The following is a 21,253-nucleotide window of genomic DNA, read 5'->3' as shown; positions in this document are numbered from 1 at the left end:
CTCCCCTGTGTGTCGTTGCTTGGTGATCGTCAGACGGCCGAACCGGCGGGTACGGCCTCGGCCGTGCGGTGCGAGCCCACGCCGCGCACCCAGCCCAGCTTCCCGGCCACCACGTAGAGCACGAAGGCCAGCACCAGCGAGTTGATGCTGCCGAGCCCCACCTCCACGAAGCGGCCCAGCAGCGCCGCGGCCAGCCAGATCAGCAGCGTCGCAGGCACCCAGTCGGGCGCCGACTCCGGCACCGCGCCGCGCCGCCTGGCCTGCTCCAGCTCGCCGCGCCAGCGCCGCACCACGAAGTACTCGGCCACCATGATCCCGGCGATCGGCGGGAAGACGACGCCGAGCACCGTCAGGAAGTCCACGAACGCGTCGAGGATGCCGGCCGCGGCCAGCACGCTGCCCAGCAGGCCGATGACGGCGGTCGCGGCGCCGCGGTGCACCTTCCTGCCCAGGACGGTGCCGACGAAGTTCACCAGGCCGAGGCCGGAGGAGTACAGGTTCCAGTCGTTGATCTTGATGGTGCCGGCGACGATGACGAGGATGCCGACCCAGCCGACCGACGAGGTCACGATCGTGGTGATCTCGCTGGTGCCGACCGCGTGCGCCAGCAGCACACCGGCCATGCCGATGACGTACTCGCCGAGCGTGACGCCCACCAGCGTCTGCTTGACCACGTCGGCCACGCTCCTGTTGAAGCGGGTCATGTCGGGGGTGACGATCGCCCCCACGATGAACCCGCCCGCCACCAGCGTCGTCCCCTGCAACAGGGTCAGCTGCGGCCCCGGCGGCGCCGAGGCGACCAGCGCGCCCACGTCGTGCCGCGACAGCTCACTGATGATCGACCAGCCGACCAGGATGAGGAACGCCGGCACCGTGACGTACGCGGTCCAGGCCATCGACCCGAACCCCCACAGCACGATCGCGGTCACCAGCAGCCCGAACACCAGCGACCATCCCCACTCGGGCAGCACGCCCACCAGGCTCGCCAGGCCCTGCGCCGAGACCGCCGACTGGATGCCGAACCAGCCGATGAGGCTGATCCCGATCGCCAGCCCGATCACCGCCGACCCGGCCCTGCCGAACCCGGTCCAGCGGGCCAGCATGGAGGTCGACAGCCCCTCGCGCACGCCGATCACGCCGACGAACACCGCCACCACCTCGAGGATGACCGCGCCCAGCGTCAGCGCCAGGAACGCCTGCCAGAACCCCATCCCGAACCCGAGCGTGGCGCCCAGCAGGAACTGGCTGAGCGCCGAGATCTGGCCGAACCGCTGCACGGCCACCGACCACCAGGAGTAGCGGGCGCCGCTGGGCACCCTGGACAGCGCGTAATCGTCGACACCGACGGCCGAGGCCATGCCGACCTCCCTTACCTCAAGCGAGACCTGTGGTTGGACGCCAACGGTAGGAAGCGGCAGCCGGGCTGTCAGTGTGGACATTCCACAGCCGGCGGGCCGCGACTGTGCATAGTGCACGGTCGCGGCCGTCGGGGCTCCTTCACAGCGTACGCGCGGCTCCGGTGAGCGCCTCGTCCAGGATGGCGGCGCCGCGGCTCAGCTCGTCCTCGCTCGCGGTCAGCGGCGGCGCGATGCGGAACGTGCCGCCCATGCCGGGCAGCTGCACGATGTTCATGTGCAGGCCCAGCTCGTAGCAGCGGCGGGTCACCTCAGCGCCGAGCCGGTCCGCGCCACCCGGCCCCAGCAGGTCGTCGCCCACCAGCTCCATGCCGAGCAGCAGCCCGCGCCCGCGCACGTCGCCCACCACCTCGTGCCGCGTGGCCAGCTCCTCCAGGTGGCCGCGCAGCAGCTTGCCCAGCCGGCGGGCGCGCTCGTCCAGCCGGTCGCGCTCCAGCACGTCCAGCACGGTGTTGCCGACGGCGGCCGGCAGCGGGTCGCTGACGTGCGTGGTGAAGAACAAAAAGCCCCGCTCGTGGGCGCGCCGCTCGATCTCCGCGCTGGTCAGCACAGCCGCCAGCGGCAGCCCCGCGCCGAGCGTCTTGGACAGCGTGAGGATGTCGGGCACGACGTCCTCGTGCTGGAAGGCGTACCAGTCGCCGGTACGGCACAGCCCCGTCTGCGCCTCGTCCAGGATCAGCAGCATTCCCCGCTCCCTGCACTTGTCCGCCAGCGCCGGCAGATAGCCGGGTGGCGGCTCGACCACGCCGCCCGAGCTGAGGATCGGCTCCACCAGGCAGGCCGCCAGGCTGCCGACCGACTGGGCGTCGATGAGGTCGAAGCCGAGGTCGAGCTGGCGGCGCCAGTCCAGCTCGCCCGAGGCGTCCACGATGGCGGGACGGAACCGGTCGGGCACGGGCAGCGCGAAGTTGCCCGGCGCGGCAGGGCCGTACCCCTTGCGGCCGGCGCTGTAGGTGGCGTTCGCGGCGGCCTGCGTCATGCCGTGCCACGACCGGGCGAACGACACGATCTCGTGCCGGCCGGTCACCAGCTTGGCCAGCCGGACGGCGGCCTCGTTCGACTCGGCGCCGGTGGTCAGCAGCAGCGCCTTGTCCAGCGGGTCGGGCACGCTCGCGGCCAGCCGCGCCGCCAGGTCCACGACCGGGCGGCTGAGCATGGCGCTGTGCAGGTGGTCGAGGCGGGCGATCTGCTCGCGTACGGTGGCGACGATCTCGGGATGGGAGTGGCCGAGGATGGCGCTCATCTGGCCTGAGGTGAAGTCGAGCAGCTCCCGGCCGCTCTCGGTGAACACCGAGGTGCCCGACGCGCGGGCGATGACGTCGGGGGAGAACGCGGCGTGGCCGCTGTAGCGGATGAGGTGGCGGTCGGGGGGCGTCTGGTGTGCCATGTGATCGACGGTAGGGACGCGGACCTGGCCCGTCCATCACCCGCCGGCGCGCCGCCGCTCTTCGAGGCCGTCGAGGATGAGGTCGAGGCCGTAACCGAACTCCTCGGCGTAGTCGTAGCCGGGCCGCAGCGCGTGCTCCACGATCAGCTCGGCGAGATGCGGCCACTGCGCCGCGGCCTCACCCTGCAGGATGTTGCCGGCGACCTCCTCCCTGTCGTCGGGGGTCGTGACCGGCAGGACCGACTCCTGCAGCACGAATCCGTAGACGTAGGCGTCGATCGCCGAGACCGCATGCGCGGCCATCGCCACCGAGAAGCCCGCCCCCCGCAGCACCCCGAGCACCGCGTCGTGGTGACTCAGCGTCGCAGGGCCCGGGTCGCGGCGGGAGTCGAGCAGGCTCAGCGCCCAGCTGTGCCGGCCCAGCACCGCCCGCGCGGACACGGCCCGCGCCCGGATGGCCGCCCGCCAGTCGCCGCCGCCGGAGGGCAGCTCGATCATGGCGAACACCTTGTCCACCACGCCGTCGAGCATGGCCTCCTTGTTCGGCACGTGGTGGTAGAGCGACATCGCCTCCACCCCCAGCTCCTGCGCCACCCGCCGCATCGTGATGGCGGCCTCGCCACCGCGATCGGCGACCCTGATCGCGGCCTCCAGCACGCGGTCGCGGCTCAGCGGTGGTGACACGGGCGGCTCCGGTACGGGGGGATTGACAGCCTTACGAGCGTAAGCCAACCTTACACCTGTAAGTAGCCTTACGCTCGTAAGTCTGAGGAGGCCTCCATGCCCATGCCGCTCTGGTGGGGACACGTCAACAAGCGCATCTTCAACCCCATGTCCATCCGCCGCGGCAGCTACCCGGTGCTCACCCACGTCGGACGCACCTCCGGCCGCGCCTACCGCACCCCGCTCGACGCCTTCCCCGTCCCCGGCGGCTACCTGTTCATCCTCGTCTACGGCTCACGCTCGGACTGGGTGCGCAACATCCTCGCCACCGGCCACGCCCGCTTACACGCCGACGGCAAGGACCTCGACCTGACCGCCCCGCGCATCGTCGGCCGCGACGAGGCGTTCCCCGACCTGCCCGACAACGCCCAACGCGCACCCCGGCTGCTGCGCATCACCGAGTTCCTCCGCATGGACACCGCCGACACTCAGCCCTCCGGATAGAACAGGAACAACGTGCACCCCTGCGCCGACTGCGGCACGTGCGACGAACCCGCCGGAGCATGGATGAACGTCCCCGCCGGATAGTCCCGCTCACCGTCGTTGAACACCCCGGAGACCACGAACACCTCCTCCGGCCCAGGATCGTGCACGTCCACGCCCTCCCAGCAGGACCCGGCGTCCATCTCCAGCACGTACGCCCCCGCCCCGCCCGCACCGCGCCACAGCGGGCGCAACCGGATGCCGGGGAACACCTCGCGCACCGGGGCGTCCTCCACGGAGGACCACACGTAGCCCGGCATGTCCTTCTGTGTCGTCATGCCCACCACCCTGACAGCCGCCCACCGCCCCCGCCGAGTGTCAGAAAAGACATCCCGCGCTACTTTTCAGACATGCACCGCGTCACCGCCTTCGTCCGCCCAGGACAGTCCACCTTCGAGCTCGCCTGCGCCGCCCAGGTCTTCGGCATCCAGCGGCCCGAGCTGCCCGCCGCGTACACCTTCGGCGTCTGCGCAGAACACCCCGGCCCCGTCCCCACCCGCGCCGGCTACGACATGCTCGTCACCGACGGCCTCGACGCCCTCACCCACACCGACACCGTGATCATCCCCGGCTGGCTGCCACCCGCCGACCCACCCTCCCCCGCCGTCACCGACGCGCTGCGCCGCGCCCACGCGCGCGGCGCCCGCCTCGTCAGCATCTGCTCCGGCGCCTTCGCCCTCGCCCACGCCGGTCTCCTCGACGGACGCACCGCCACCACCCACTGGGGCCTGACCGCCGAACTCGCCGCCCGCTTCCCGCACGTCCACGTCGACCCCGACGTCCTGTACGTCGACCACGGCGACCTCGCCACCAGCGCCGGCGCGGGAGCCGGCATCGACCTGTGCATCCACCTCGTACGCCGCGACCAAGGCGCCCGCCACGCCGCCCACATCGCCCGCGCCATGGTCATGCCGCCCCACCGCGAAGGCGGCCAGCTCCAATACACCGCCCCACCCCGCCCCGCCCAGATCGACGGCACCCTCGCCCCCCTCCTCGACTGGGCCACCGCCCGTCTCGCCGAACCCCTCACCGTCGAGACCATGGCCGCCCGCGCCGGCCAGTCCGCCCGCACGCTCACCCGTCGCTTCATCGACCAGCTCGGCATCAGCCCAGGCCAGTGGCTGCTCGCGCAGCGCATCGCCGCCGCCCAGGACCTGCTCGAAACCAGCGACCTGCCGCTCGACGCGGTCGCCCGCCGCTCAGGGCTCTCCTCGGCCACCAACCTGCGCCGCCGCTTCCACACCGCACTCGGCACCACCCCGGGCGCCTACCGCCGCGCCTTCCGCGGCCGCACCGCGAAGGGACCGGCCCCTGCCGAAGAGCCGGCCCCTTGACCGGCCCTGCCGAAGAGCCGGCCCCTTGAGACGCCCTCCGGCCGGCCCGGCACGACCGTCAAGCGAGCCGAAGCGCGGCGCAGCACCACCGTCGGCCGGCCACCGTCAGCCGTCACAGTCAGCCGGCACCGTCAGCCGGCCAGCGTCAGCGAGCCACCGTCAGCGAGCCAGCGCCCGGCGCAGCACCGCCGCCGCCTCGCCGAGCTGCCGCTGGGACACCTCGGCCGACAGCAACGCCTGCGAACCGTGGAAGGTGCCCGCCCACTGGTGCAACTCCACCGGCACCCCCGCCCGCAGCAGCCGCAGCCCGTACTCGATGGCCTCGTCCCTGTTCGGGTCGAACTCCGCCGTCGCGATGTACGCCGCCGGCAATCCCGCCAGATCCTCGGCCCGGCTCGGAGCCGCGTACGGCGTGGCCGGCGCCCCACCCAGATAGTGCCGCCAGATCGCAGAAACCTTGTCCCGGTTCATCCAGGGCGTCTCGGTGAACGTCCGCCCCGACCAGGTCTCCTGCCGATCATCCAGCCCCGGCTGGTTCAGCAGCTGGAACCGGATCGGCGGCCCCTGCTCGTCCCGCGCCCGCAACGACACCGCCGCCGCCAGGCACGCCCCCGCGCTGTGACCGCCCACCGCCAGCCGCTCAGGGTCGAACCCCAGCTCGCCCGCGTGCTCCGCGGCCCACCGCAGCACCGCCCACACATCGTCCAGCGCCGCCGGGTACGGATGCTCCGGCGCCAGCCGGTACCCCACCGAGATCACCACCGCGCCCGACCCCTCCGCCACCCGCCCGGCCCACGGATGCTCGGTGTCCAGGTCGCCCATGACGAACCCGCCGCCGTGCAGCCACACGATCCCGCCCTGCGCGTCACGCGGGCGATAGACCCGCACGGGAACGTCCGGATCGGCCGGCACCGTATGGTCCACCACCTCCGTGTCCTTGAGATCGGGCGCGGGCAGCGACGTGGCCAGCGCCGTGAAGTTCTTCCGCTCAGCCACCGGGTCCGACAGGTCGGCCCGCGGAAACAACGGGATGAATGGTTCGAGTTCGGGATCCATGCCAGCCATCCTCGCGATCCCGCCCCTTCGCATCATCCGCCATCCGTCGCACATCACCCCCGCCCCACGCACCGAACGGCGCATACCCTGGCAGACGTGGAGGCTCTCGCCGTACGGCTGTCCCAGCTCGACTCCCAAGCCGGAGGCGCCATCAGGGTCGTCATGTTCTACGACACCCTCATGCGCCGCCGCGTCGACCTGCCCGCACTCACCCGCGCCTCAGCCGGCCTCGCCGAATGCGTCACCGGCCTCCGCCTGCACGGCACCGGCCAGGCCATCCGCTTCGGCCCCGACGGCAAGCAGGTCACCGGCCCGCCGCAGCCCCCGTCCACCAGCACCCCCATCCTCCTCGACGACGAAGAGATCGGCACCTGCTGGCTCGAACGCCACGACACCCCCCGCACCCTCGACGACCTCCTCCTCGACCGCCTCGCCATCGCCGCGGCCGCCGTCGTCGAACGCTACGGCCCCGCCCGCACCACCATGGCCGACCCCGCCCTCGTCGAACTCGCCATCAGCGCCGACACCGACGAAGCCGCCAGAGCCCGCGCCCTGCGCCTGCTCGGCTTCGCCCCCGGCCTGCGCCTCCACGTCGCCGCCGTCCACACCGCACTCCCCCTCGACCAGGTCGGCACCGCCATCTGCCCCACCCGCCCGGTCAAAGCCGCACCCCTCGCCGGCGTCGGCGCCATCCTCGCCACCACCCTCGACCCCACCCGCTTCCCCACAGGCGTACGCGCCGGCATCGGCACCGCCCCCGACCCCGCCCGCGCCTGGCACGAAGCCCGCACCGCCCTCCGCTTCACCACCCACCGCCGGCCCATCACCCACCACGACGACCTCGGCGCCGTGGCCCTGCTCGCCCACATCCCGGAAGCCGCCGCCCGCGACAACCCCGACGTCGCCGCCGTCTCCGCCCTCGCCCCAGAAGATCTCGAAACCCTCGACGCCTACTGCGCCACCGGCTCACTCCGCCGCGCCGCCGACCTCCTCCACCTTCACCACAGCAGCGTCGCCCGCCGCCTCGACCACCTCGGCCGGACGCTCGGCCTCGACCTCACCACCCCGACCGGCCTGATGCGCGCCCACCTGGCCCTCACCACCTGGCGCCTCCTCACCACCCGGGGCAGCGGCGAGGACGCAGGCCACCGGCGGACGCAGCTCCAGGGTCTCCACCCGGAACCGCACGAAACCGGCCTCAGCCAGCAAGCCCTGTAGCTCCTGCGCCACCCGTGCCGTCGTCTCCCGAGTCGCGCCCGGGCACCGGGGCTGGCTGACCAGCGCGATCCGCCCACCCGGCCGCAGCAGCCCCCGCAGCTCCCGCAGCCGATCCACCGGATCGGGCCAGAACCCCACGCTGTTCACAGCGAGGACCACATCGAGCGGCCCGCCGAAATCCGGCAGCCGCTCCACCGAAGCCACCACGAGCCGCACCCGGCCGGCACGCACGGCCGCGGCATTACGCCGCGCCGCCTGCCGCACCATCGTCGCCGAATGATCGACCCCGAACACCCGGCCGGCACGACGCGCGAACTCCGCGATCGCCACCCCAGGCCCGAACCCGATCTCCAGCACCCGATCGGCAGGCCGCACGTCCAGCAACGACACCGCCCACCGATTCCGCCGCCTGTTGGAAGGCCGGTACGCGAACAGCGCCCCCTCCAACCACCCGACCACACCCCGAGGGCGATGCGCCTGACTCACCAGCGCCGCGATCACCCGATCCCTGAAAGTCGCCATGAACGAAGTCAACAACTTCAAGTACGCTTGAAGTCAAATGCCTCAGCACCTGACCATCGGCGAACTGGCGGCCCGCACCGGCGTCGCCACCTCCGCCCTGCGCTACTGGGAAGAACTCGGCGTGCTCCCCGCCCCAACCCGCGTCTCAGGCCGCCGCCGCTACCCACCGTCAGCCGTCGAACAGGTCGGCCTCGTGCTCCTGCTCCGCGGCGTCGGCTGCACCCTCCAGGAGATCGCCGCCTTCACCTCCGCCCGCACCTCCGACGGCTGGCGCGAGCTCTACCAACGCAAACTCACCGAGCTCGACCGCCGCATCGCCCAGGCCCAGGCGGCCCGCACCGCCATCGAGCACGGCCTGGCCTGCTCCCACGAGCGCATCACCGACTGCCCCCGCTTCGCCGGCGGCATCACCGCCCTCCTCGAAGGCGCCACCCTCGGAGAGGCCCACGAACGCGCCCACACGACCTGACCCTCAGTCAGCCAGCGGGACCCAGGCGCCGTGCGCGGCCAGGTGAAGACGCGACGACAAGCCGGCCTCGTCGAACGCCCTCACCAGATCATCCGCCCCCTCGCTGAAGTGCGCCCACCCGTCGTAGTGCGCGGGAACGACCCGCGGCGCGCCCAGGATCGCGGCGGCCGCCGCCGTACGCACGCCGTCCAGACTCAACGGCCGGTCACGGAACTTCCCCGGCACCCGCGCCGCCCCCGCATGCAACACCGCCACGTCCACCGCCGGAAACCGCCGCGCCACCTGCACCACGACCCGGATCGACGCGTTGTCCCCGCTGACATGCACCGTCGGCAACCCCGCGCCCTCCAGCACGAACCCGATCACCTCGCAGTTCACGAACCCGTCGGCGTCCCGCTCCCCGTCCTCAGGCCCGTGCACCGCGGGCACCGCCGTCACCACCAGCTCACCACCGCCCGGACGCGGCACCGACCGGCTCTCCCACGCCGCCAGCCCCACGGCACCACCGCCCAGCCGCTCGCTCGCTCCGCGCGTGGTCAGCACCAGCGGGGCCGCCTGCGCGAACGCGCGTCCCCGGTCGTCGAGGTTGTCGGGATGGACGTCATGGCTGACCAGCACCAGGTCCACCGGCCCCAGGCGGTCCTCGCCGACCGCGGGCCCCTCGACCTTGGTGAGGTAGCCGTGCGGACCAGGGTCGTCGAACGTCGGATCGCTCACGATCCGCAGCCCGCCCAGATCCAGGACGACGGTCGGCCCGCCCACCACCATGACGGCGCTCTCCTGACGCGGAATCTCCCCCATGAAGGGAGGTCTTCCCAGGTGCGGGCTTCTGAACGGTGGAGAGGATGAGACGCGTCACCAGCCCGGGGCCTTTACATTGTAGATTCGTAAGGAATGTTGGACGGCGGCACGCGCGGGCAGAGGCCCCGCATGGACAGCGACCGGGGAACGCGAGAGCCCGTCATCGTCGTCGGCGCCGGAATGGCAGGACTCGCCTGCGCCCTCCGCCTCCACGAGGCCGGGGTGCCGGTGCGGGTGCTGGAGGCGTCCGACGGGGTCGGCGGCCGGGTGCGTACGGACCTCGTGGCCGGGTTCCGGCTGGACCGCGGCTACCAGGTGTTCATCAGCTCCTACCCCGAGGCCCGCCGCGTCCTCGACATCGGCGCGCTCGACCTGCGCCCGTTCTCCTCCGGGGTGATCGTGCGGGGCAGGACCGCCGAGGCCAGGGTGATGCTGCCGTGGCGGCACCCGGGGCACGCGTTCAGCGCGCTGATGGCCGGGGTCGGGACGCTCAAGGACAAGGCCGTGCTGTCCGCCGTCACCGGCCGCGACCTCGCCCTGCCTGCCTCGGTGCTGCGCGAAGGGGCCGAGCGGCGTACCGATGAGGAGCTGCGCGCCTGGGGCATGTCCCCCAAGATGATCGACTGCCTGATGCGTCCCTTCCTGGCCGGCGTGCTGCTCGAACGCGAGCTGGAGACGTCCAGCCGGGTCTTCCACCTGCTGTGGCGGTCGTTCGCGCGCGGCACCATCGGCCTGCCCGCGCACGGCATGGGCGAGATCCCCCGCCAGCTCGCCGACCGGCTGCCGCCCGGCACCGTCACGCTCGGCGCGCGGGTGGAGGAGGTGACGGACGGCGGGGTGCGGCTCGCGGACGGCACCACGATCAGCGGCCCGGCCGTCGTCGTGGCCGCCGACCCGCACACGGCCGCACAGCTGCTGGAGGAGATCAAGGCGCCGCCGATGCGCGCGGTGACCACCTTCTACCACGCCGCTCCCCGCTCGCCGATGGGCGAGCCGACCCAGATCGTGGACGCCACCGGCGTCATCACCGACACCCTGGTCGTCACCGACGCCGCGCCGGAGTACTCGCTGGACGGGCGGGCGCTGGTGTCCACCTCGGTGCTCGGCCTGGACGTCGACGAGCGTACGGTCCTGCGGCGGCTGGGCGAGATCTACGGCGACACGTCCGGCTGGGAGCACGTCGCCACCTACCCGATCCCGGCCGCGCTGCCCGCGATGCCGCCGCCGCACCCGCTGCGCAAGCCGGTACGCCTGCGCTCCGGACGGTACGTGTGCGGCGACCACCGCGACACCGGCTCGCTGCAGGGCGCCCTGGTGTCGGGCCGGCGCGCCGCGGACGCCGTGCTGGCCGACCTGCCGTCGCGCGTGAGGCCCCGCTCCCCCGCGATGTAAGTTTCATCGGCCCGCGGCAGGAGCAGCCGTATCGCCGCAGGTCAGCGAAGGGGTCCGGCAAGGCACCGCGCGTCTTGATCGCGACCCTGGTAACGGCGGCGGATGATCTTATACCGTCCCGGCATGCCAGGAAAACGCTGGGCCGCGTCCACGCTGCTCGCCCTGTCCCTCCTCGCTGTCGGCACCCCGCCGCAGGCCGCCGCGAGCGCGGCGCCGGAGGTGCCGCTGGAGGAGATCAACGCGGTCACCACCCAGGTCGCCTTCGGCCTACGCCGCCCCGTCGCCATCGCCGCCCCGGACGACGGCACGGACCGGCTGTTCATCGTGGAGAAGCGCGGCACCGTACGCGTCTACCACCCCGACACCGGCCTCGCCCCCGACCCGATCATCGACATCACCTCATCAGTGGACGAGTCGGGCAACGAGCGCGGCCTGCTCGGCATCGCGCTCTCCCCCGGCTTCGCCGACGACCACGAGCTGCACCTCGCCTACACGGCGCTGCCGGACGGCGCGGTCACCCTCGCCAGGTACGACATGGACGACGAGAGCCTCGACCCGCTGCTCGCCCAGGAGCACGGCGAGAACACCAACCACAACGGCGGCGACCTCGCCTTCGGCACCGACGGCATGCTCTACATGAGCATCGGCGACGGCGGCGGCTCGGGCGACCCGTTCGACAGCGGCCAGCGCCTGGACACCCTGCTCGGCAAGATCCTGCGCATCGACGTCAGCAGGACCTGCGGCGACCTGGCGTACTGCGTGCCCGGCGACAACCCCTTCGCGGGCGTCGCGGGCGCGCGGGGCGAGATCTGGATGTACGGCGGCCGCAACCCCTGGCGCTTCTCCGTGGACCACGCCGACGGCTCGATGTGGATCGCCGACGTCGGCCAGGGCCGCTGGGAGGAGATCAACCACGTCAAGCCGGGCGACCAGGCGGGCGCGAACCTGGGCTGGTCCTGCTTCGAGGGCTTCGAGGTGTTCGACGAGGCGCAGTGCCGCCCGGACGAGACGTACACCAAGCCCGTCTTCACCTACTCGCCGCACACCGGCGGCTGCGCGGTGATCGGCGGCGAGGTGTATCGGGGCGAGCAGTTCGCCGACCTGGTCGGCGGCACCTACCTCGCCACCGACTACTGCTCCTCCACGGTGTGGGCGCTGCGCGAGGACGGCGAGGGCGGCTACCAGCAGGCCGAGCTCGGCCAGACGCCGACGCAGGTCACCGCGTTCGGCGCGACGCCCGAGGGCGAGCTGTACGTCGTCAACGACCTGCCCGGCGGCCTGCACCGCGTCACGTTCGAGCGGGCGACGCCGACGTGCCACGTCCGGTACGTCAAGCAGGCGTGGGGCACCGGCATGACCGTGGACCTCACGATCACCAACACCGGCGCCGCCCCGATCAACGGCTGGACGCTGCGCTTCCCGCTGCCGCGCGGCCAGCAGGTCGTCTCCGACTGGAACACCGACCTCACCCAGTCAGGTGACATGGTCACCGCCGCGTCCGCGGCCCACAACGCCGCGATCGCGCCGGGCGCCAGCGTCACGATGGGCTACCTCGTGAGTCACACGGGTGACAGCTCGCTGCCCAGCCGGATCTCGCTCAACAGGGACGCCTGCAGCGTCACCCGCTGAGCCGGAGGGGCCGAGATGCGGCGCGGCTCGCGTATGGATAAGGTTCTTGATCAAATGCCGGGTGTGCCGGCGGGGCGCTCCCCCGCCGGCCCGCCCTGCGCCGGTGCAAGAGCGATGATCAGGGAACGTGAGTGGCCAGCCAGAGCAGGGGACGGCCGGGTTGGCTCCATGTCGGCGCGCTCGAGGACCGGGTGCGCAGGGCGTGGGACCCTGGCGCGTTCCCGCCGGCCGAGACCCTGCTCGCGATCATGACGTTCTCGGCGGTGCCGCGCGTCCTCGGCACCCGGCTGGCCGGCCATCTCCACGGCGGCATCATCGTGGGGCCGGGCTCGGTGCCGGACTTACCGGGGTTCGAGCACCTGCGTGGCACCTCGCTGCCCGTCCAGCAGGGCTGGTGGGACCGCAGCGCCGGCGTCTACGACCCGGCGCGGCGCGTCATCGGGGTCGGCAGCGTGCCGTCGCCGTCGGCGAGCGTGGCGGCGCACGAGCTGGGCCATGCCACCGACGACATGGACGGCATGCCGTCGCAGAGCCCGTTCTGGCTGCACCTGCATGCCAGGAGCGCCCGTTACCTGGCGCCGCCGTACCGGGAGACGGTCACCGAGCTGTACGCCGAGGCGTTCGCGTGCGTGCTGGTGCGGCGGGCGCGGCGGCTGATCCAGCTCTTCGACGACGAGCACACCGCTCAGCAGGTCTACACCTGGTTCGCCAGGCGGTACGGCATCGGCTGAACGAACGGCTCCCGGCGGCGGCGCATCCGGCCGCTATGCTGGGGTACGAGACTGTGGTGATCGAAGTGCCCGCCATCACACGCGGCATCACACGGAGGGGATGAAGCACATGACCGCGATTCTGCTGGCCGGCGGCGTCCTCCGCGTCCCCGCCGCCACCGTGCTGCCCGACGGCACCCACGTCGACGGCACCCGTGACATCACCCCCGAGGCGCCCGACTATCAGGAGTGGCTGCCGCACGCGATCGACGAGAAGGCGTCCTGGCACGGCGACCGCGACGACGAGGCCATCCTGCGCCGCTGGCGCTCATCCGACGCCTGACGCTCAGGTCGTCACCCTGACCTGCAAGGTGCGCGAGTCGCCCACGAGCGGCGCCACCGCCATCCCGGCCCTGGTCAGCGCCTGCACGCAGGTCGTGATGCGGCCGGTCGCCGCCGGGTAGGGGTCCGTACACGTCACCAGGAACAACCCGGCGTCCCCGGCCGAGACGATGAAACCGGCGCAGCCCGCCCGGCGCAGCAGCGCGTGGATGCGCTCGCTGTCGCGGTCACGCTCGCTCCACAGCGGCCGCCCGCCGGCGCCCACCCCGTAGGTCGGCCCGTCGTCCTGCATGGGCGTCCCGGGGTGCCCGCCGCCGGTCAGGTGCGGCGCGCCTCCGCGGACGCGCCCGTCGTCGTCGCCCTCGTATCCGTGCTTCCGCATGGCGGTCACCTCCCGCCGCCGACTTCCCCGAGCGGAGGCGGTGAAACGGCGGGCCCGGTAAAGGCGGACACGGTAAAGGCGGACACGGTAAAGGCGGACACGGTAAAGGCGGACACGGTAAAGGCGGACACGGTAAAGGCGGACACGGTAAAGGGGCGGGCCGGAGCCCGCCCCCTCACGACGTGTCAGCGGCTGCTGCCGATGGTCTTGCGCCAGTGCAGGCCGCCGGGCAGGTTGATCGACAACGTACGGCGTCCGTCCGCCGAACGGGTGACGCGGAACAGCCGGTTGCCCCAGCTGTGCCCCACACCGCGGCGGGACAGGTTCAGCCGGAACGGGCCGAACTTCTTGGACTTCCGGTAGCTCCAACCCATATCGCTTTTCCTCCATGAGTGTGCGAGAAGCCTCCGCTACCCACAGAACGCGCGATATATCGCCTTGAGTAAAAATCGCCGGCGCCGAAGGGAGGTGAGGACGGCTTGCCCGACGCGCGCGTCAGGCCGGCCTGCGAGCGAAGACGAACGCCTGCGGCTGCTCGCCGTCCGGCTCCAGCAGCAGCTGGGCCTCGATCTCGAACCCGGCCGCACGCAGCCAGCCGGTCACCTGCCCGGGGTCGCGGCGGTGGACGCGGACCTTCATCGGGTGCCCGCCGTAGCCCCGCGTCTTGAGCCGTACGTCGCCGCCCATGTGGAACAGCAGGTGCAGCGGCGCGCCCGGCCGCAGCGCGCGGTGGAAGCGGGCGAGCACGCCCGGGACCTCGTCGTCGGGCAGGTGGATCAGGGACTGCCAGGCGATGACGCCGCCCAGGGAGCCGGGCTCGGCGTCGAACTCGGTCATCGAGCCGGTCTCGAAGCGCAGCCCAGGGTGCTCGCGGCGGGCCAGGTCGATCATGGCGGGCGACAGGTCGAGGCCGTACGCGGCGACGCCGAGGCGGTCGAGGTGGGCGGTGACGTGGCCGGAGCCGCAGCCGACGTCCGCCACCGGGCCGCCACCGACCGCGCGCACGCTTTCGGCGAAGAGCTCCAGCGGGAGGCGCAGATACGGACGTTCGGGGATGGCGTCACGCACGTACGCGGCGTAGCTCTCGGCGACGGTGTCGTAGGAGTCGCGGGTGTCGGTCAGCCAGTCATCTGTGCCCATGGCGCAGCACCCTAAACCCCTCCGCCCCCTACGCATCGTGAGCCTCTTTGTACGTATTTTGTCAATCTCGCCCCAACCTGCCATAACTTGACCTACTGTTTGGGCACATATGAACAACCTTCCTCATTCCAGACTCGCGGCCATCGCGGCCGCGGGCGTGGCCCTCACCGTGGCCGCGTCCTCGCAAGTGTTCGTCATGGCCGGCTCCGCCTCGGCCTCCACCTCGGCCTCCACCTCGGCCTCCACCGCCGCGGTGAGCCGGCAGGCACTGCCGGCTCCTGCGCAGGCGGTCCCGGCCCCGGCGGCCGTGAACAGCGCCGCGCAGAGCAGCGCCGCGCTCGCCAACAAGTCGCTGGCGACCGCCAACCGGATCTACCGGTCCGGGCGCTTCGCCGATGTGAACTGCCGGCCGGGCTCGCTGCCCCGTGGCAGCACGGCCGCGTACAAGCGGTTCCTGACGCGCGTGACCACCTGCCTGAACAACGCGTGGTCCCGCCAGTTCCGCAAGGCGAGGCTGCCCTTCTCCAAGCCGCGGCTGCGCATCGTCACCCGTAAGGTGAACACGCCCTGCGGCAAGTGGAACGCCGGCGCCGAGGCGGTCTACTGCTCCGCCGACCGCACGATGTACATGTGGATCAGCAAGACGCAGCTGCGCCAGCCGTTCCCGCTGGGCATCACGCGGCTCGTCGCCCACGAGTACGGCCACCACGTGCAGCAGATCTCCAAGATCTGGAGCTACTACTGGACGGCCCGCGCCAGGGCGAGCAAGTCGCAGCAGCTGGCGCTCTCGCGCCGCTCCGAGCTGCAGGCCGAGTGCTTCTCCGCGGTGTTCATGTCCACCCTGCAGGGCCAGCCGGACTTCACCGACCGCGAGTGGGACTACACCGTGGACTGGTTCAGGAAGAACGGCGCCAAGGGCTGGCCGCAGAACGACCACGGCAGGGGCCCCACCCAGGCGAACTGGATGACGCGCGGCTTCAACAGCGGCTCCCCCGCCGCCTGCAACACGTGGAAGGCCTCCGCCAGGGCCACCCTCTAAGCGTGCAGCCGCAGCTCACATGAGCTGAACAAGGGCCGGACCCCGCTCGGGTCCGGCCCTTCTCCGTGCCGCGGTCAGCCGTCGTCCTCGCTCCTGGTGACGGTGGTGACGTCCACGAGGCCCGAGATCTCCAGGACGGGCTCCAGCAGCGGGTTGGCGACCACCCTGATCCGCCCGGCATGGGAGAACAGCACGGTCAGTCCCGCGCTGTCGAGGTACTCGACCGCGCTCAGGTCCACCAGCACGGTGAGGCCCGACGTCCTGGTGAGCGCGTCGTCCAGGGTGGCGGCGTTGCTCATGTCCACCTCGCCGGTGACGGCGAGCACGGGGGTGCCGTCGGGCAGCTCTGAAGTGACCAGGCTCAGGGGTGCGGTCATCGGGCGATCCTCGCATGCATGTCGACGATGGTGCCGGCGGCGCCGGGCTGGATGGTGACCTCCTGCATGAGGGCGCGCATGAGGGCGACGCCACGGCCGCGGTGGGAGTTGGCCTCCGGCTGCGGCGCCTTCCACCGGCCGGTGTCGGCGACGGTGAGGCGGACGTCGTCGCCGGTCGCCACCGCCCGCAGCCGGATCGTCTCCCCCGGGCTGTCGCGGTGGCCGTGCTCGATCGCGTTGGCGCACGCCTCGCCGGCCGCGACCAGGATGCTCTGCGCCTGCGCCGAGGTGACCTGGCAGCGGCTCAGCCAGGTGCGCAGCGCCGAGCGTACGGGGGCGAGCTGGCTGGACTCGGCGGGGAAGGCGACGTCCAGCGGCGCGGGCTGCCGGTAGAGGAGCAGGGCGACGTCGTCGCTGTAGCCGCCGTCGGGGGCGAGCCTGGCCATGACGTCGGTGGCGAGGTCCTCGATCGGGGTGGACCGTCCGTCCTGGACGGCGGCGCTGGCCTGGTCGATGCCCGCCGTCAGCGGCCGGCGGCGCCGCTCGACCAGGCCGTCGGTGTAGAGCAGCAGGGTCGAGCGGGGCGGCATCGTGCACGTCGCCTCGGAGCGGGGCCGGGCCGGCCGGACGGCGAGCGGCGTGGAGCGGCCGCCCTCCAGCAGCGTGGTGCCGCCGTCGGCGCGGGCCAGGATGCCGGGAGGATGGCCGGCGCTGGCGTAGACGAGGTCGCCGGTGGCGGTGTCGAGCACGCCGCAGAAGACGGTGGTGCACTTGGCGCCGGGGATGAGGGCGGCGAACCTGTCGAGGGTGGTGAACACCTGGGCGGGGCTGGAGTTCTGCAGCAGCAGGGCGCGGCAGGCGCTGCGCAGCTGGCCCATGACGGCGGCGGCGCCGAGCCCGCGGCCGACGCAGTCGCCGACGACGATGCCGATGCGAGCGCCGGCCAGCGGCACGATGTCGTACCAGTCGCCGCCGACCTCAAGGGGACGGCCGGCCGGCTCGTACCGGACGGCGAAACCGTCGGGCAGCGTGGACGGGCCGAGAATGGCCCGCTGCAACGCCACGGCGGCCTCGCGTTGCTGGTCGAGCTGGTGCACGCGGTGCAGCAACTGCCCGAGGTGCCCGGCCAGCAGCGCGAGCATCGTCTGGTCCTCGGCGGAGAAGGGCCGGTTCTGTCCCAGATCCACCCACACGGCCAGCAGCCCCTCGGGATGTTCGAGGGTGATGCCGGCACCATCGGTCTCGGTGGCGACCGGCCGCAGCGGCGGCTGCTCACGCAGCCCGCTCAGCGCCCCCTGAAGCTGCTCGGGCAGCTCGTCCCAGCCTTCGCCGTCCGGAACACCTACGACAACGGGCGGCCCCTCGACGGGAGCAAGTGGTGCCTCCGCGCCGGCCCAGAGGGCGGCGAGGACCTGGCGGGCGCGCCAGACCTCCTGGAGGGCGGCGAGGCCGCCGGAGAGGGCCCCGGCCAGGTTGTCGGCCTGGGAGGCGCGCATGCTGAGCGCGGCCAGCGCGCTTTCGCGCTGCACCAGGTAGTGCTCGGCGGTGACGTCGCGGAGCGTGCCGACGACCCGGCGGCGGCGGGTGTCGGGGTCGGTGACCTCGTTGAAGGTGACCGCGATCCAGACCTGGTGGCCGTCGCGGTGGACGGCCGGGATGACGCCGCTCCCCCTGCCCTCCCCGACGAGCCGGCCGAACAGCTCGGCGACCAGCGCGTGGCCCTGCGGGTCGGCGTCCTGGTCCGGCCACCACGGGTGCAGCGGGGCGTACGGCAGGCCGTCGGGCCCGTAGCCGAGGATGTCGGTGAACGCCGCGTTGATCTCGATGACCGCGCCGTCCTCGTCGGTGACGAAGAACGCCTCCTGCAACGAGTCGATCATGGCGTTGCGCCAGCGGGCGTGGTGGTTGCGCATCCGCGCCAGCTCCACGTTGGCCCTGGCCCGCGCCAGCAGCTCGGCCGCGGAGAACGGCTTGACGAGGTAGTCGTCGGCGCCCGCCGACAGCCCCTCGATGGCGGCCTCCTGCCCGGCGCGGGCCGACAGCAGCAGCACCGGCACCCCGGCCGTACGAGGGTCGGAGCGCAGCGCCGCGACCAGGGCGAGCCCGTCGAGGTGCGGCATCATGACGTCGCTGACCACGAGGTCGGGCGCGTCGGCGCGGACGGCGTCCAGGGCGCGCAGGCCGTCACCGACGGCGCTGACCTGGTAACCGGCGCCCCTGAGCAGCCTGACGAGGTATTCGCGCATGTCGCCGTTGTCGTCGGCGACCAGCACCCGGGGCGGCGCGCCGTCGCCGGGCGCCGCGGAGCGGGCGTCGGCGGGCAGCTCACCGGCTGGGTCGTCCTCGGGCAGCCAGCGCATGACCTCCTGCACGTACGCGTTGCCGAGTGCGGGGACCGGCTCGCCCGCGCGGGCGGGCACGGCGCTGCCGGCGGGCAGGTGCGCGGAGCCGAACGGCAGCCGGATCGTGAAGGTGGTGCCCGCCCCCTCGGCGCTGGCGGCGGTGATGGTGCCGCCGTGCAGCCCCACCAGCTCCTGGACGAGCGCGAGACCGATGCCGCTGCCCTCGTTGGAGCGTGAACGGGCGCTCTCGATGCGGTGGAAGCGCTCGAACAGGCGGGGCAGCTCGTCGGCGGCGATGCCGATGCCGGTGTCGGAGATCGTCACCTCGGCCTGCCCGTCACGCGCGGTGACGGCGACGGTGATGGAGCCGTCGAAGGTGAACTTCAGCGCGTTGCTGAGCAGGTTGAAGACGACCTTCTCCCATATCTCGCGATCGACGCAGACCGGCTCGGGCAGCGGCGGGCAGTCCACGCGGAAGACCAGGCCGGCCTTGTCGACGGCGGAGCGGAAGACGCTGGCCAGCTCGGCGGTGACGGCCGCGAGGTCGACCGGCTCGTAGCGGGCCTGCATGCGGCCCGCCTCGATGCGGGAGAAGTCGAGCAACGTGTTGACGAGCTTGCCGAGGCGCAGCCCGTTGCGGTGGATGACCTCGAGGTCCTGCAGCACCTGGGGCTCGGCGTCGGCGAGCGCGGCGCGCAGCTCGTTCACCGGACCCATGATCAGGGTGAGCGGGGTGCGGAACTCGTGGCTGATGTTGGAGAAGAAGACGGTCTTGGCGCGGTCGAGCTCGGCCAGCTCCTCGGCCCGCCGCTGCTGGGCCTCGTAGCTGCGGGCCGAGGCGATGCCGGCCGCGACGTGGCCGGCGGCCAGCTCGATGAAGCCGCGGTAGCGCTCGTTCAGCGGCCGGTAGCGGTTGAGCGCGACCACCAGGAACCCGTACGGCGCGTTGCCCTGCTGCCGCAGCGGCACGGCCAGCGCCCGCGTGGGCGGCTCCGTCCAGGCGCCGCAGGGCAGGTCGCGGAACGGGTCGCCGTCCAGCTCGACCAGCGTGGCCTCGCCCGCCGCCAGCTCCTCGGCCGGCCACACTCCTGCCGCGTCGGCGGGGGCCGCGGGGTGGCCTGCCGCGATGCCGGTCGACGCGGCCAGCCGCGCGCGGCCGTCCTCGTCGAACAGGTACGTCAGCGTGAACGGCAGGTCGCGCAGGTTGTGGCCGAACTGCCGCCCCGCGAAGGCCAGCATCTCCTGCTCGGTGCGCACGACGCTGGGGTCGGAGCCGAGGTCGCGCAGGGTCGCCATGCGCCGCTCGCCGGTGACCCGCTCGGTGTCCTCGCTGACCACGCAGAGCATGCCGACGACCGCGCCGCCGTCGTCGCGCAGCGGGCTGTAGGAGAACGTGTGGTACGTCTCCTCGGGGTAGCCGGCCCGCTCCAGGAAGAGCAGCAGCGCCTCGTCCCAGGTCGCCTGCCCGGTGCGCAGCACGGCGTCGATGCGGGGGCCGATGTCGCCCCAGATCTCCGCCCACACCTCGGTGGCGGGCCGGCCGAGCGCCCACGGATACTTGTGGCCCAGCGTGTCGCGGCGGTAGGCGGCGTTGCAGAAGAACGTCAGCTCCGGCCCCCACGCCATCCACATGGAGAAGCGGGACGACAGCAGGATGCTGACCGCCGTGCGCAGGCTCTGCGGCCAGTCCCGCGGCGGGCCGAGCGGGGTCGCGGCCCAGTCGACGGCGGCCAGGTCGCGGCCGACCTCGTCGTCGGCGGAGAAAGCGGAGAAGATCGCCGTGCCGGCCGCGGGCGCGGGCGCGCCGTCGTCCTCGGGTGCCATGCGGACCCTTTCCTCTGCGGCGAGCGTGGGGCTCACCGCCAGCTGGGTGATCGTGGGGTCGCCGACCGCGGCCTGGCACTTCCGGTGTGCGGCCTCGGTGCTACGGCCGTACGTAGAATAGGGCAATTCCCTCCATGCAGGGCGGCGCTTGCCGGCCCGGCACCTCAAGCCATCGGCGATCGATACGCCACGGTGCGTAAACTGAGCGCACCCCTCGGCCAAGGCGCCCGCACGGTTCGCCACGGCGTCCGCCTCGTCCGTCCCGCCCTCCCCTCAGGAGCCTTGGTGCAGCACGACCACGGTCTGACCGTCACCTACCAGCCGCATTCTGCTCGCATCCATGTCCTGGTCGTGTCAGGAGACCTGGACCACCACACTTCTTCGCGCCTGCTGGCGGCGCTCGACGACGTGACGTTCGCGCCAGGTGACGCGCTGGTGGTCGATCTGTCGGCGCTGACGTTCTGCGACTCCACCGGCGTCTCGATCCTGGTCACCGCGCATCAGCGGGCGCGGGAGGCGGGCGCGCGGGCGGCGCTGGCCGGGCTGGCCCCCGACATCGCCCACGTCTTCAAGATCATGGGTCTCGACCGGCTGCTCTCCTTCCACGACACCACCGCGGACGCCATCGCGGCCCTGGGGTGACGCCCTCCTCGCGTGGGGAGCGGAAG

At 72.5% G+C, this 21,253-nt stretch carries 21 protein-coding genes and 1 pseudogene; 10 read left to right on the top strand and 12 right to left on the bottom strand.

Annotated elements, in window-relative coordinates:
* Positions 1-29: 29 nt before the first annotated feature.
* The 3 genes from AB0K28_RS25895 to AB0K28_RS25885 all read right to left on the bottom strand — a co-directional run bounded on the left by AB0K28_RS25895 (position 30) and on the right by AB0K28_RS25885 (position 3,486).
* Positions 30-1,358, bottom strand: a complete 1,329-nt coding sequence (locus AB0K28_RS25895) for a cytosine permease (protein WP_364374760.1) — start codon at positions 1,356-1,358, stop codon at positions 30-32.
* A 139-nt stretch (positions 1,359-1,497) separates the two neighbouring features.
* Positions 1,498-2,802 carry an aspartate aminotransferase family protein gene (locus AB0K28_RS25890; RefSeq protein ID WP_364374757.1) on the bottom strand — a complete coding sequence of 435 codons (1,305 nt, stop codon included), beginning with the start codon at positions 2,800-2,802 and terminating at the stop codon, positions 1,498-1,500.
* Between the two features lie 36 nt (positions 2,803-2,838).
* Positions 2,839-3,486: a TetR/AcrR family transcriptional regulator gene (locus tag AB0K28_RS25885; protein WP_364374754.1), complete on the bottom strand. Its 648-nt coding sequence runs from the start codon at positions 3,484-3,486 to the stop codon at positions 2,839-2,841.
* A 96-nt stretch (positions 3,487-3,582) separates the two neighbouring features.
* Here AB0K28_RS25885 and AB0K28_RS25880 point away from each other — a divergent pair, with 96 nt between their 5' ends.
* Positions 3,583-3,969, top strand: a complete 387-nt coding sequence (locus AB0K28_RS25880) for a nitroreductase family deazaflavin-dependent oxidoreductase (RefSeq protein WP_364374751.1) — start codon at positions 3,583-3,585, stop codon at positions 3,967-3,969.
* Here the strand turns inward: AB0K28_RS25880 and AB0K28_RS25875 are convergent.
* Complete coding sequence (locus AB0K28_RS25875) at positions 3,954-4,286, bottom strand: cupin domain-containing protein (RefSeq protein WP_364374748.1); 333 nt, start codon at positions 4,284-4,286, stop codon at positions 3,954-3,956. The two genes, AB0K28_RS25880 and AB0K28_RS25875, sit on opposite strands and share 16 nt — an antisense overlap.
* 72 nt (positions 4,287-4,358) lie before the next feature.
* On the opposite strand from AB0K28_RS25875, the gene AB0K28_RS25870 reads away from it, so the two are divergent.
* The gene (locus AB0K28_RS25870; RefSeq protein ID WP_364374745.1) at positions 4,359-5,342 is read left to right on the top strand and encodes a helix-turn-helix domain-containing protein; all 984 of its coding nucleotides are present in this window, start codon (positions 4,359-4,361) and stop codon (positions 5,340-5,342) included.
* A 159-nt stretch (positions 5,343-5,501) separates the two neighbouring features.
* On the opposite strand, the gene AB0K28_RS25865 is transcribed toward AB0K28_RS25870, so the two are convergent.
* Positions 5,502-6,398 (bottom strand): alpha/beta hydrolase, encoded by an 897-nt coding sequence (locus AB0K28_RS25865; protein ID WP_364374742.1) that lies wholly within the window; start codon positions 6,396-6,398, stop codon positions 5,502-5,504.
* A gap of 96 nt (positions 6,399-6,494) precedes the next feature.
* On the opposite strand from AB0K28_RS25865, the gene AB0K28_RS25860 reads away from it, so the two are divergent.
* On the top strand, positions 6,495-7,616 hold the full coding sequence (locus AB0K28_RS25860) for a helix-turn-helix domain-containing protein (protein WP_364374739.1): 1,122 nt from the start codon (positions 6,495-6,497) through the stop codon (positions 7,614-7,616).
* 54 nt (positions 7,617-7,670) lie between these two features.
* On the opposite strand, the pseudogene AB0K28_RS25855 reads toward AB0K28_RS25860, so the two are convergent.
* Positions 7,671-8,138, bottom strand: a pseudogene (locus tag AB0K28_RS25855) (methyltransferase domain-containing protein); the annotation flags it as partial.
* Between the two features lie 37 nt (positions 8,139-8,175).
* On the opposite strand from AB0K28_RS25855, the gene AB0K28_RS25850 reads away from it, so the two are divergent.
* Positions 8,176-8,607: a MerR family transcriptional regulator gene (locus AB0K28_RS25850; protein WP_364374736.1), complete on the top strand. Its 432-nt coding sequence runs from the start codon at positions 8,176-8,178 to the stop codon at positions 8,605-8,607.
* Positions 8,608-8,610: 3 nt separating this feature from the next.
* On the opposite strand, the gene AB0K28_RS25845 is transcribed toward AB0K28_RS25850, so the two are convergent.
* Positions 8,611-9,408, bottom strand: coding sequence for an MBL fold metallo-hydrolase (locus tag AB0K28_RS25845; protein ID WP_364374733.1), 798 nt, complete (start codon positions 9,406-9,408; stop codon positions 8,611-8,613).
* Between the two features lie 129 nt (positions 9,409-9,537).
* Between AB0K28_RS25845 and AB0K28_RS25840 the strand changes: the two genes are divergently transcribed.
* From AB0K28_RS25840 to AB0K28_RS25825, 4 genes are all read left to right on the top strand, one after another.
* The gene (locus tag AB0K28_RS25840) at positions 9,538-10,800 is read left to right on the top strand and encodes an NAD(P)/FAD-dependent oxidoreductase (RefSeq protein ID WP_364374730.1); all 1,263 of its coding nucleotides are present in this window, start codon (positions 9,538-9,540) and stop codon (positions 10,798-10,800) included.
* Positions 10,801-10,923: 123 nt separating this feature from the next.
* Positions 10,924-12,429, top strand: coding sequence for a PQQ-dependent sugar dehydrogenase (locus AB0K28_RS25835; RefSeq protein ID WP_364374727.1), 1,506 nt, complete (start codon positions 10,924-10,926; stop codon positions 12,427-12,429).
* Between the two features lie 131 nt (positions 12,430-12,560).
* The gene (locus AB0K28_RS25830; RefSeq protein WP_364374724.1) at positions 12,561-13,160 is read left to right on the top strand and encodes a hypothetical protein; all 600 of its coding nucleotides are present in this window, start codon (positions 12,561-12,563) and stop codon (positions 13,158-13,160) included.
* A gap of 109 nt (positions 13,161-13,269) precedes the next feature.
* A complete protein-coding gene (locus AB0K28_RS25825; protein ID WP_364374721.1) occupies positions 13,270-13,482 on the top strand; it encodes a hypothetical protein in 213 nt (70 codons plus the stop codon).
* A gap of 3 nt (positions 13,483-13,485) precedes the next feature.
* Here the strand turns inward: AB0K28_RS25825 and AB0K28_RS25820 are convergent, their stop codons facing one another.
* From AB0K28_RS25820 to AB0K28_RS25810, 3 genes are all read right to left on the bottom strand, one after another.
* Complete coding sequence (locus AB0K28_RS25820) at positions 13,486-13,863, bottom strand: hypothetical protein (RefSeq protein WP_345405969.1); 378 nt, start codon at positions 13,861-13,863, stop codon at positions 13,486-13,488.
* 185 nt (positions 13,864-14,048) lie between these two features.
* Positions 14,049-14,237, bottom strand: coding sequence for a DUF4236 domain-containing protein (locus AB0K28_RS25815; protein WP_345405966.1), 189 nt, complete (start codon positions 14,235-14,237; stop codon positions 14,049-14,051).
* 121 nt (positions 14,238-14,358) lie between these two features.
* On the bottom strand, positions 14,359-15,003 hold the full coding sequence (locus AB0K28_RS25810) for a class I SAM-dependent methyltransferase (RefSeq protein ID WP_364374717.1): 645 nt from the start codon (positions 15,001-15,003) through the stop codon (positions 14,359-14,361).
* 109 nt (positions 15,004-15,112) lie between these two features.
* On the opposite strand from AB0K28_RS25810, the gene AB0K28_RS25805 reads away from it, so the two are divergent.
* Positions 15,113-16,042 carry a neutral zinc metallopeptidase gene (locus AB0K28_RS25805; protein ID WP_364374714.1) on the top strand — a complete coding sequence of 310 codons (930 nt, stop codon included), beginning with the start codon at positions 15,113-15,115 and terminating at the stop codon, positions 16,040-16,042.
* Positions 16,043-16,116: 74 nt separating this feature from the next.
* Here the strand turns inward: AB0K28_RS25805 and AB0K28_RS25800 are convergent, their stop codons facing one another.
* Entirely contained in the window at positions 16,117-16,419 is a 303-nt protein-coding gene (locus AB0K28_RS25800) for an STAS domain-containing protein (RefSeq protein WP_364374711.1), read from the bottom strand.
* On the bottom strand, positions 16,416-20,711 hold the full coding sequence (locus AB0K28_RS25795; protein ID WP_364374708.1) for a SpoIIE family protein phosphatase: 4,296 nt from the start codon (positions 20,709-20,711) through the stop codon (positions 16,416-16,418). The genes AB0K28_RS25800 and AB0K28_RS25795 overlap by 4 nt, the downstream gene beginning before the upstream one ends.
* Positions 20,712-20,870: 159 nt before the next feature.
* Here AB0K28_RS25795 and AB0K28_RS25790 point away from each other — a divergent pair, with 159 nt between their 5' ends.
* Entirely contained in the window at positions 20,871-21,227 is a 357-nt protein-coding gene (locus AB0K28_RS25790; protein WP_345405955.1) for an STAS domain-containing protein, read from the top strand.
* The last annotated feature ends 26 nt before the right edge of the window (positions 21,228-21,253 follow it).

The sequence above is a fragment of the Nonomuraea sp. NPDC049504 genome (assembly GCF_040676845.1).
In the GTDB taxonomy this organism is placed as follows: Bacteria; Actinomycetota; Actinomycetes; order Streptosporangiales; family Streptosporangiaceae; genus Nonomuraea; species Nonomuraea salmonea.
This window is presented reverse-complemented; position numbering and strand designations above follow the sequence as displayed.

Bases quoted from the DNA above. Each gene is read 5' to 3' on its own strand.
- AB0K28_RS25895 (WP_364374760.1), bottom strand. From the start codon at position 1,358: ATGGCCTCGGCCGTCGGTGTCGACGATTACGCGCTGTCCAGGGTGCCC.
- AB0K28_RS25890 (WP_364374757.1), bottom strand. From the start codon at position 2,802: ATGGCACACCAGACGCCCCCCGACCGCCACCTCATCCGCTACAGCGGC.
- AB0K28_RS25880 (WP_364374751.1), top strand. From the start codon at position 3,583: ATGCCCATGCCGCTCTGGTGGGGACACGTCAACAAGCGCATCTTCAAC.
- AB0K28_RS25875 (WP_364374748.1), bottom strand. From the start codon at position 4,286: ATGACGACACAGAAGGACATGCCGGGCTACGTGTGGTCCTCCGTGGAG.
- AB0K28_RS25870 (WP_364374745.1), top strand. From the start codon at position 4,359: ATGCACCGCGTCACCGCCTTCGTCCGCCCAGGACAGTCCACCTTCGAG.
- AB0K28_RS25865 (WP_364374742.1), bottom strand. From the start codon at position 6,398: ATGGATCCCGAACTCGAACCATTCATCCCGTTGTTTCCGCGGGCCGAC.
- AB0K28_RS25850 (WP_364374736.1), top strand. From the start codon at position 8,176: ATGCCTCAGCACCTGACCATCGGCGAACTGGCGGCCCGCACCGGCGTC.
- AB0K28_RS25845 (WP_364374733.1), bottom strand. From the start codon at position 9,408: ATGGGGGAGATTCCGCGTCAGGAGAGCGCCGTCATGGTGGTGGGCGGG.
- AB0K28_RS25840 (WP_364374730.1), top strand. From the start codon at position 9,538: ATGGACAGCGACCGGGGAACGCGAGAGCCCGTCATCGTCGTCGGCGCC.
- AB0K28_RS25835 (WP_364374727.1), top strand. From the start codon at position 10,924: ATGCCAGGAAAACGCTGGGCCGCGTCCACGCTGCTCGCCCTGTCCCTC.
- AB0K28_RS25825 (WP_364374721.1), top strand. From the start codon at position 13,270: ATGACCGCGATTCTGCTGGCCGGCGGCGTCCTCCGCGTCCCCGCCGCC.
- AB0K28_RS25820 (WP_345405969.1), bottom strand. From the start codon at position 13,863: ATGCGGAAGCACGGATACGAGGGCGACGACGACGGGCGCGTCCGCGGA.
- AB0K28_RS25815 (WP_345405966.1), bottom strand. From the start codon at position 14,237: ATGGGTTGGAGCTACCGGAAGTCCAAGAAGTTCGGCCCGTTCCGGCTG.
- AB0K28_RS25810 (WP_364374717.1), bottom strand. From the start codon at position 15,003: ATGGGCACAGATGACTGGCTGACCGACACCCGCGACTCCTACGACACC.
- AB0K28_RS25805 (WP_364374714.1), top strand. From the start codon at position 15,113: ATGAACAACCTTCCTCATTCCAGACTCGCGGCCATCGCGGCCGCGGGC.
- AB0K28_RS25800 (WP_364374711.1), bottom strand. From the start codon at position 16,419: ATGACCGCACCCCTGAGCCTGGTCACTTCAGAGCTGCCCGACGGCACC.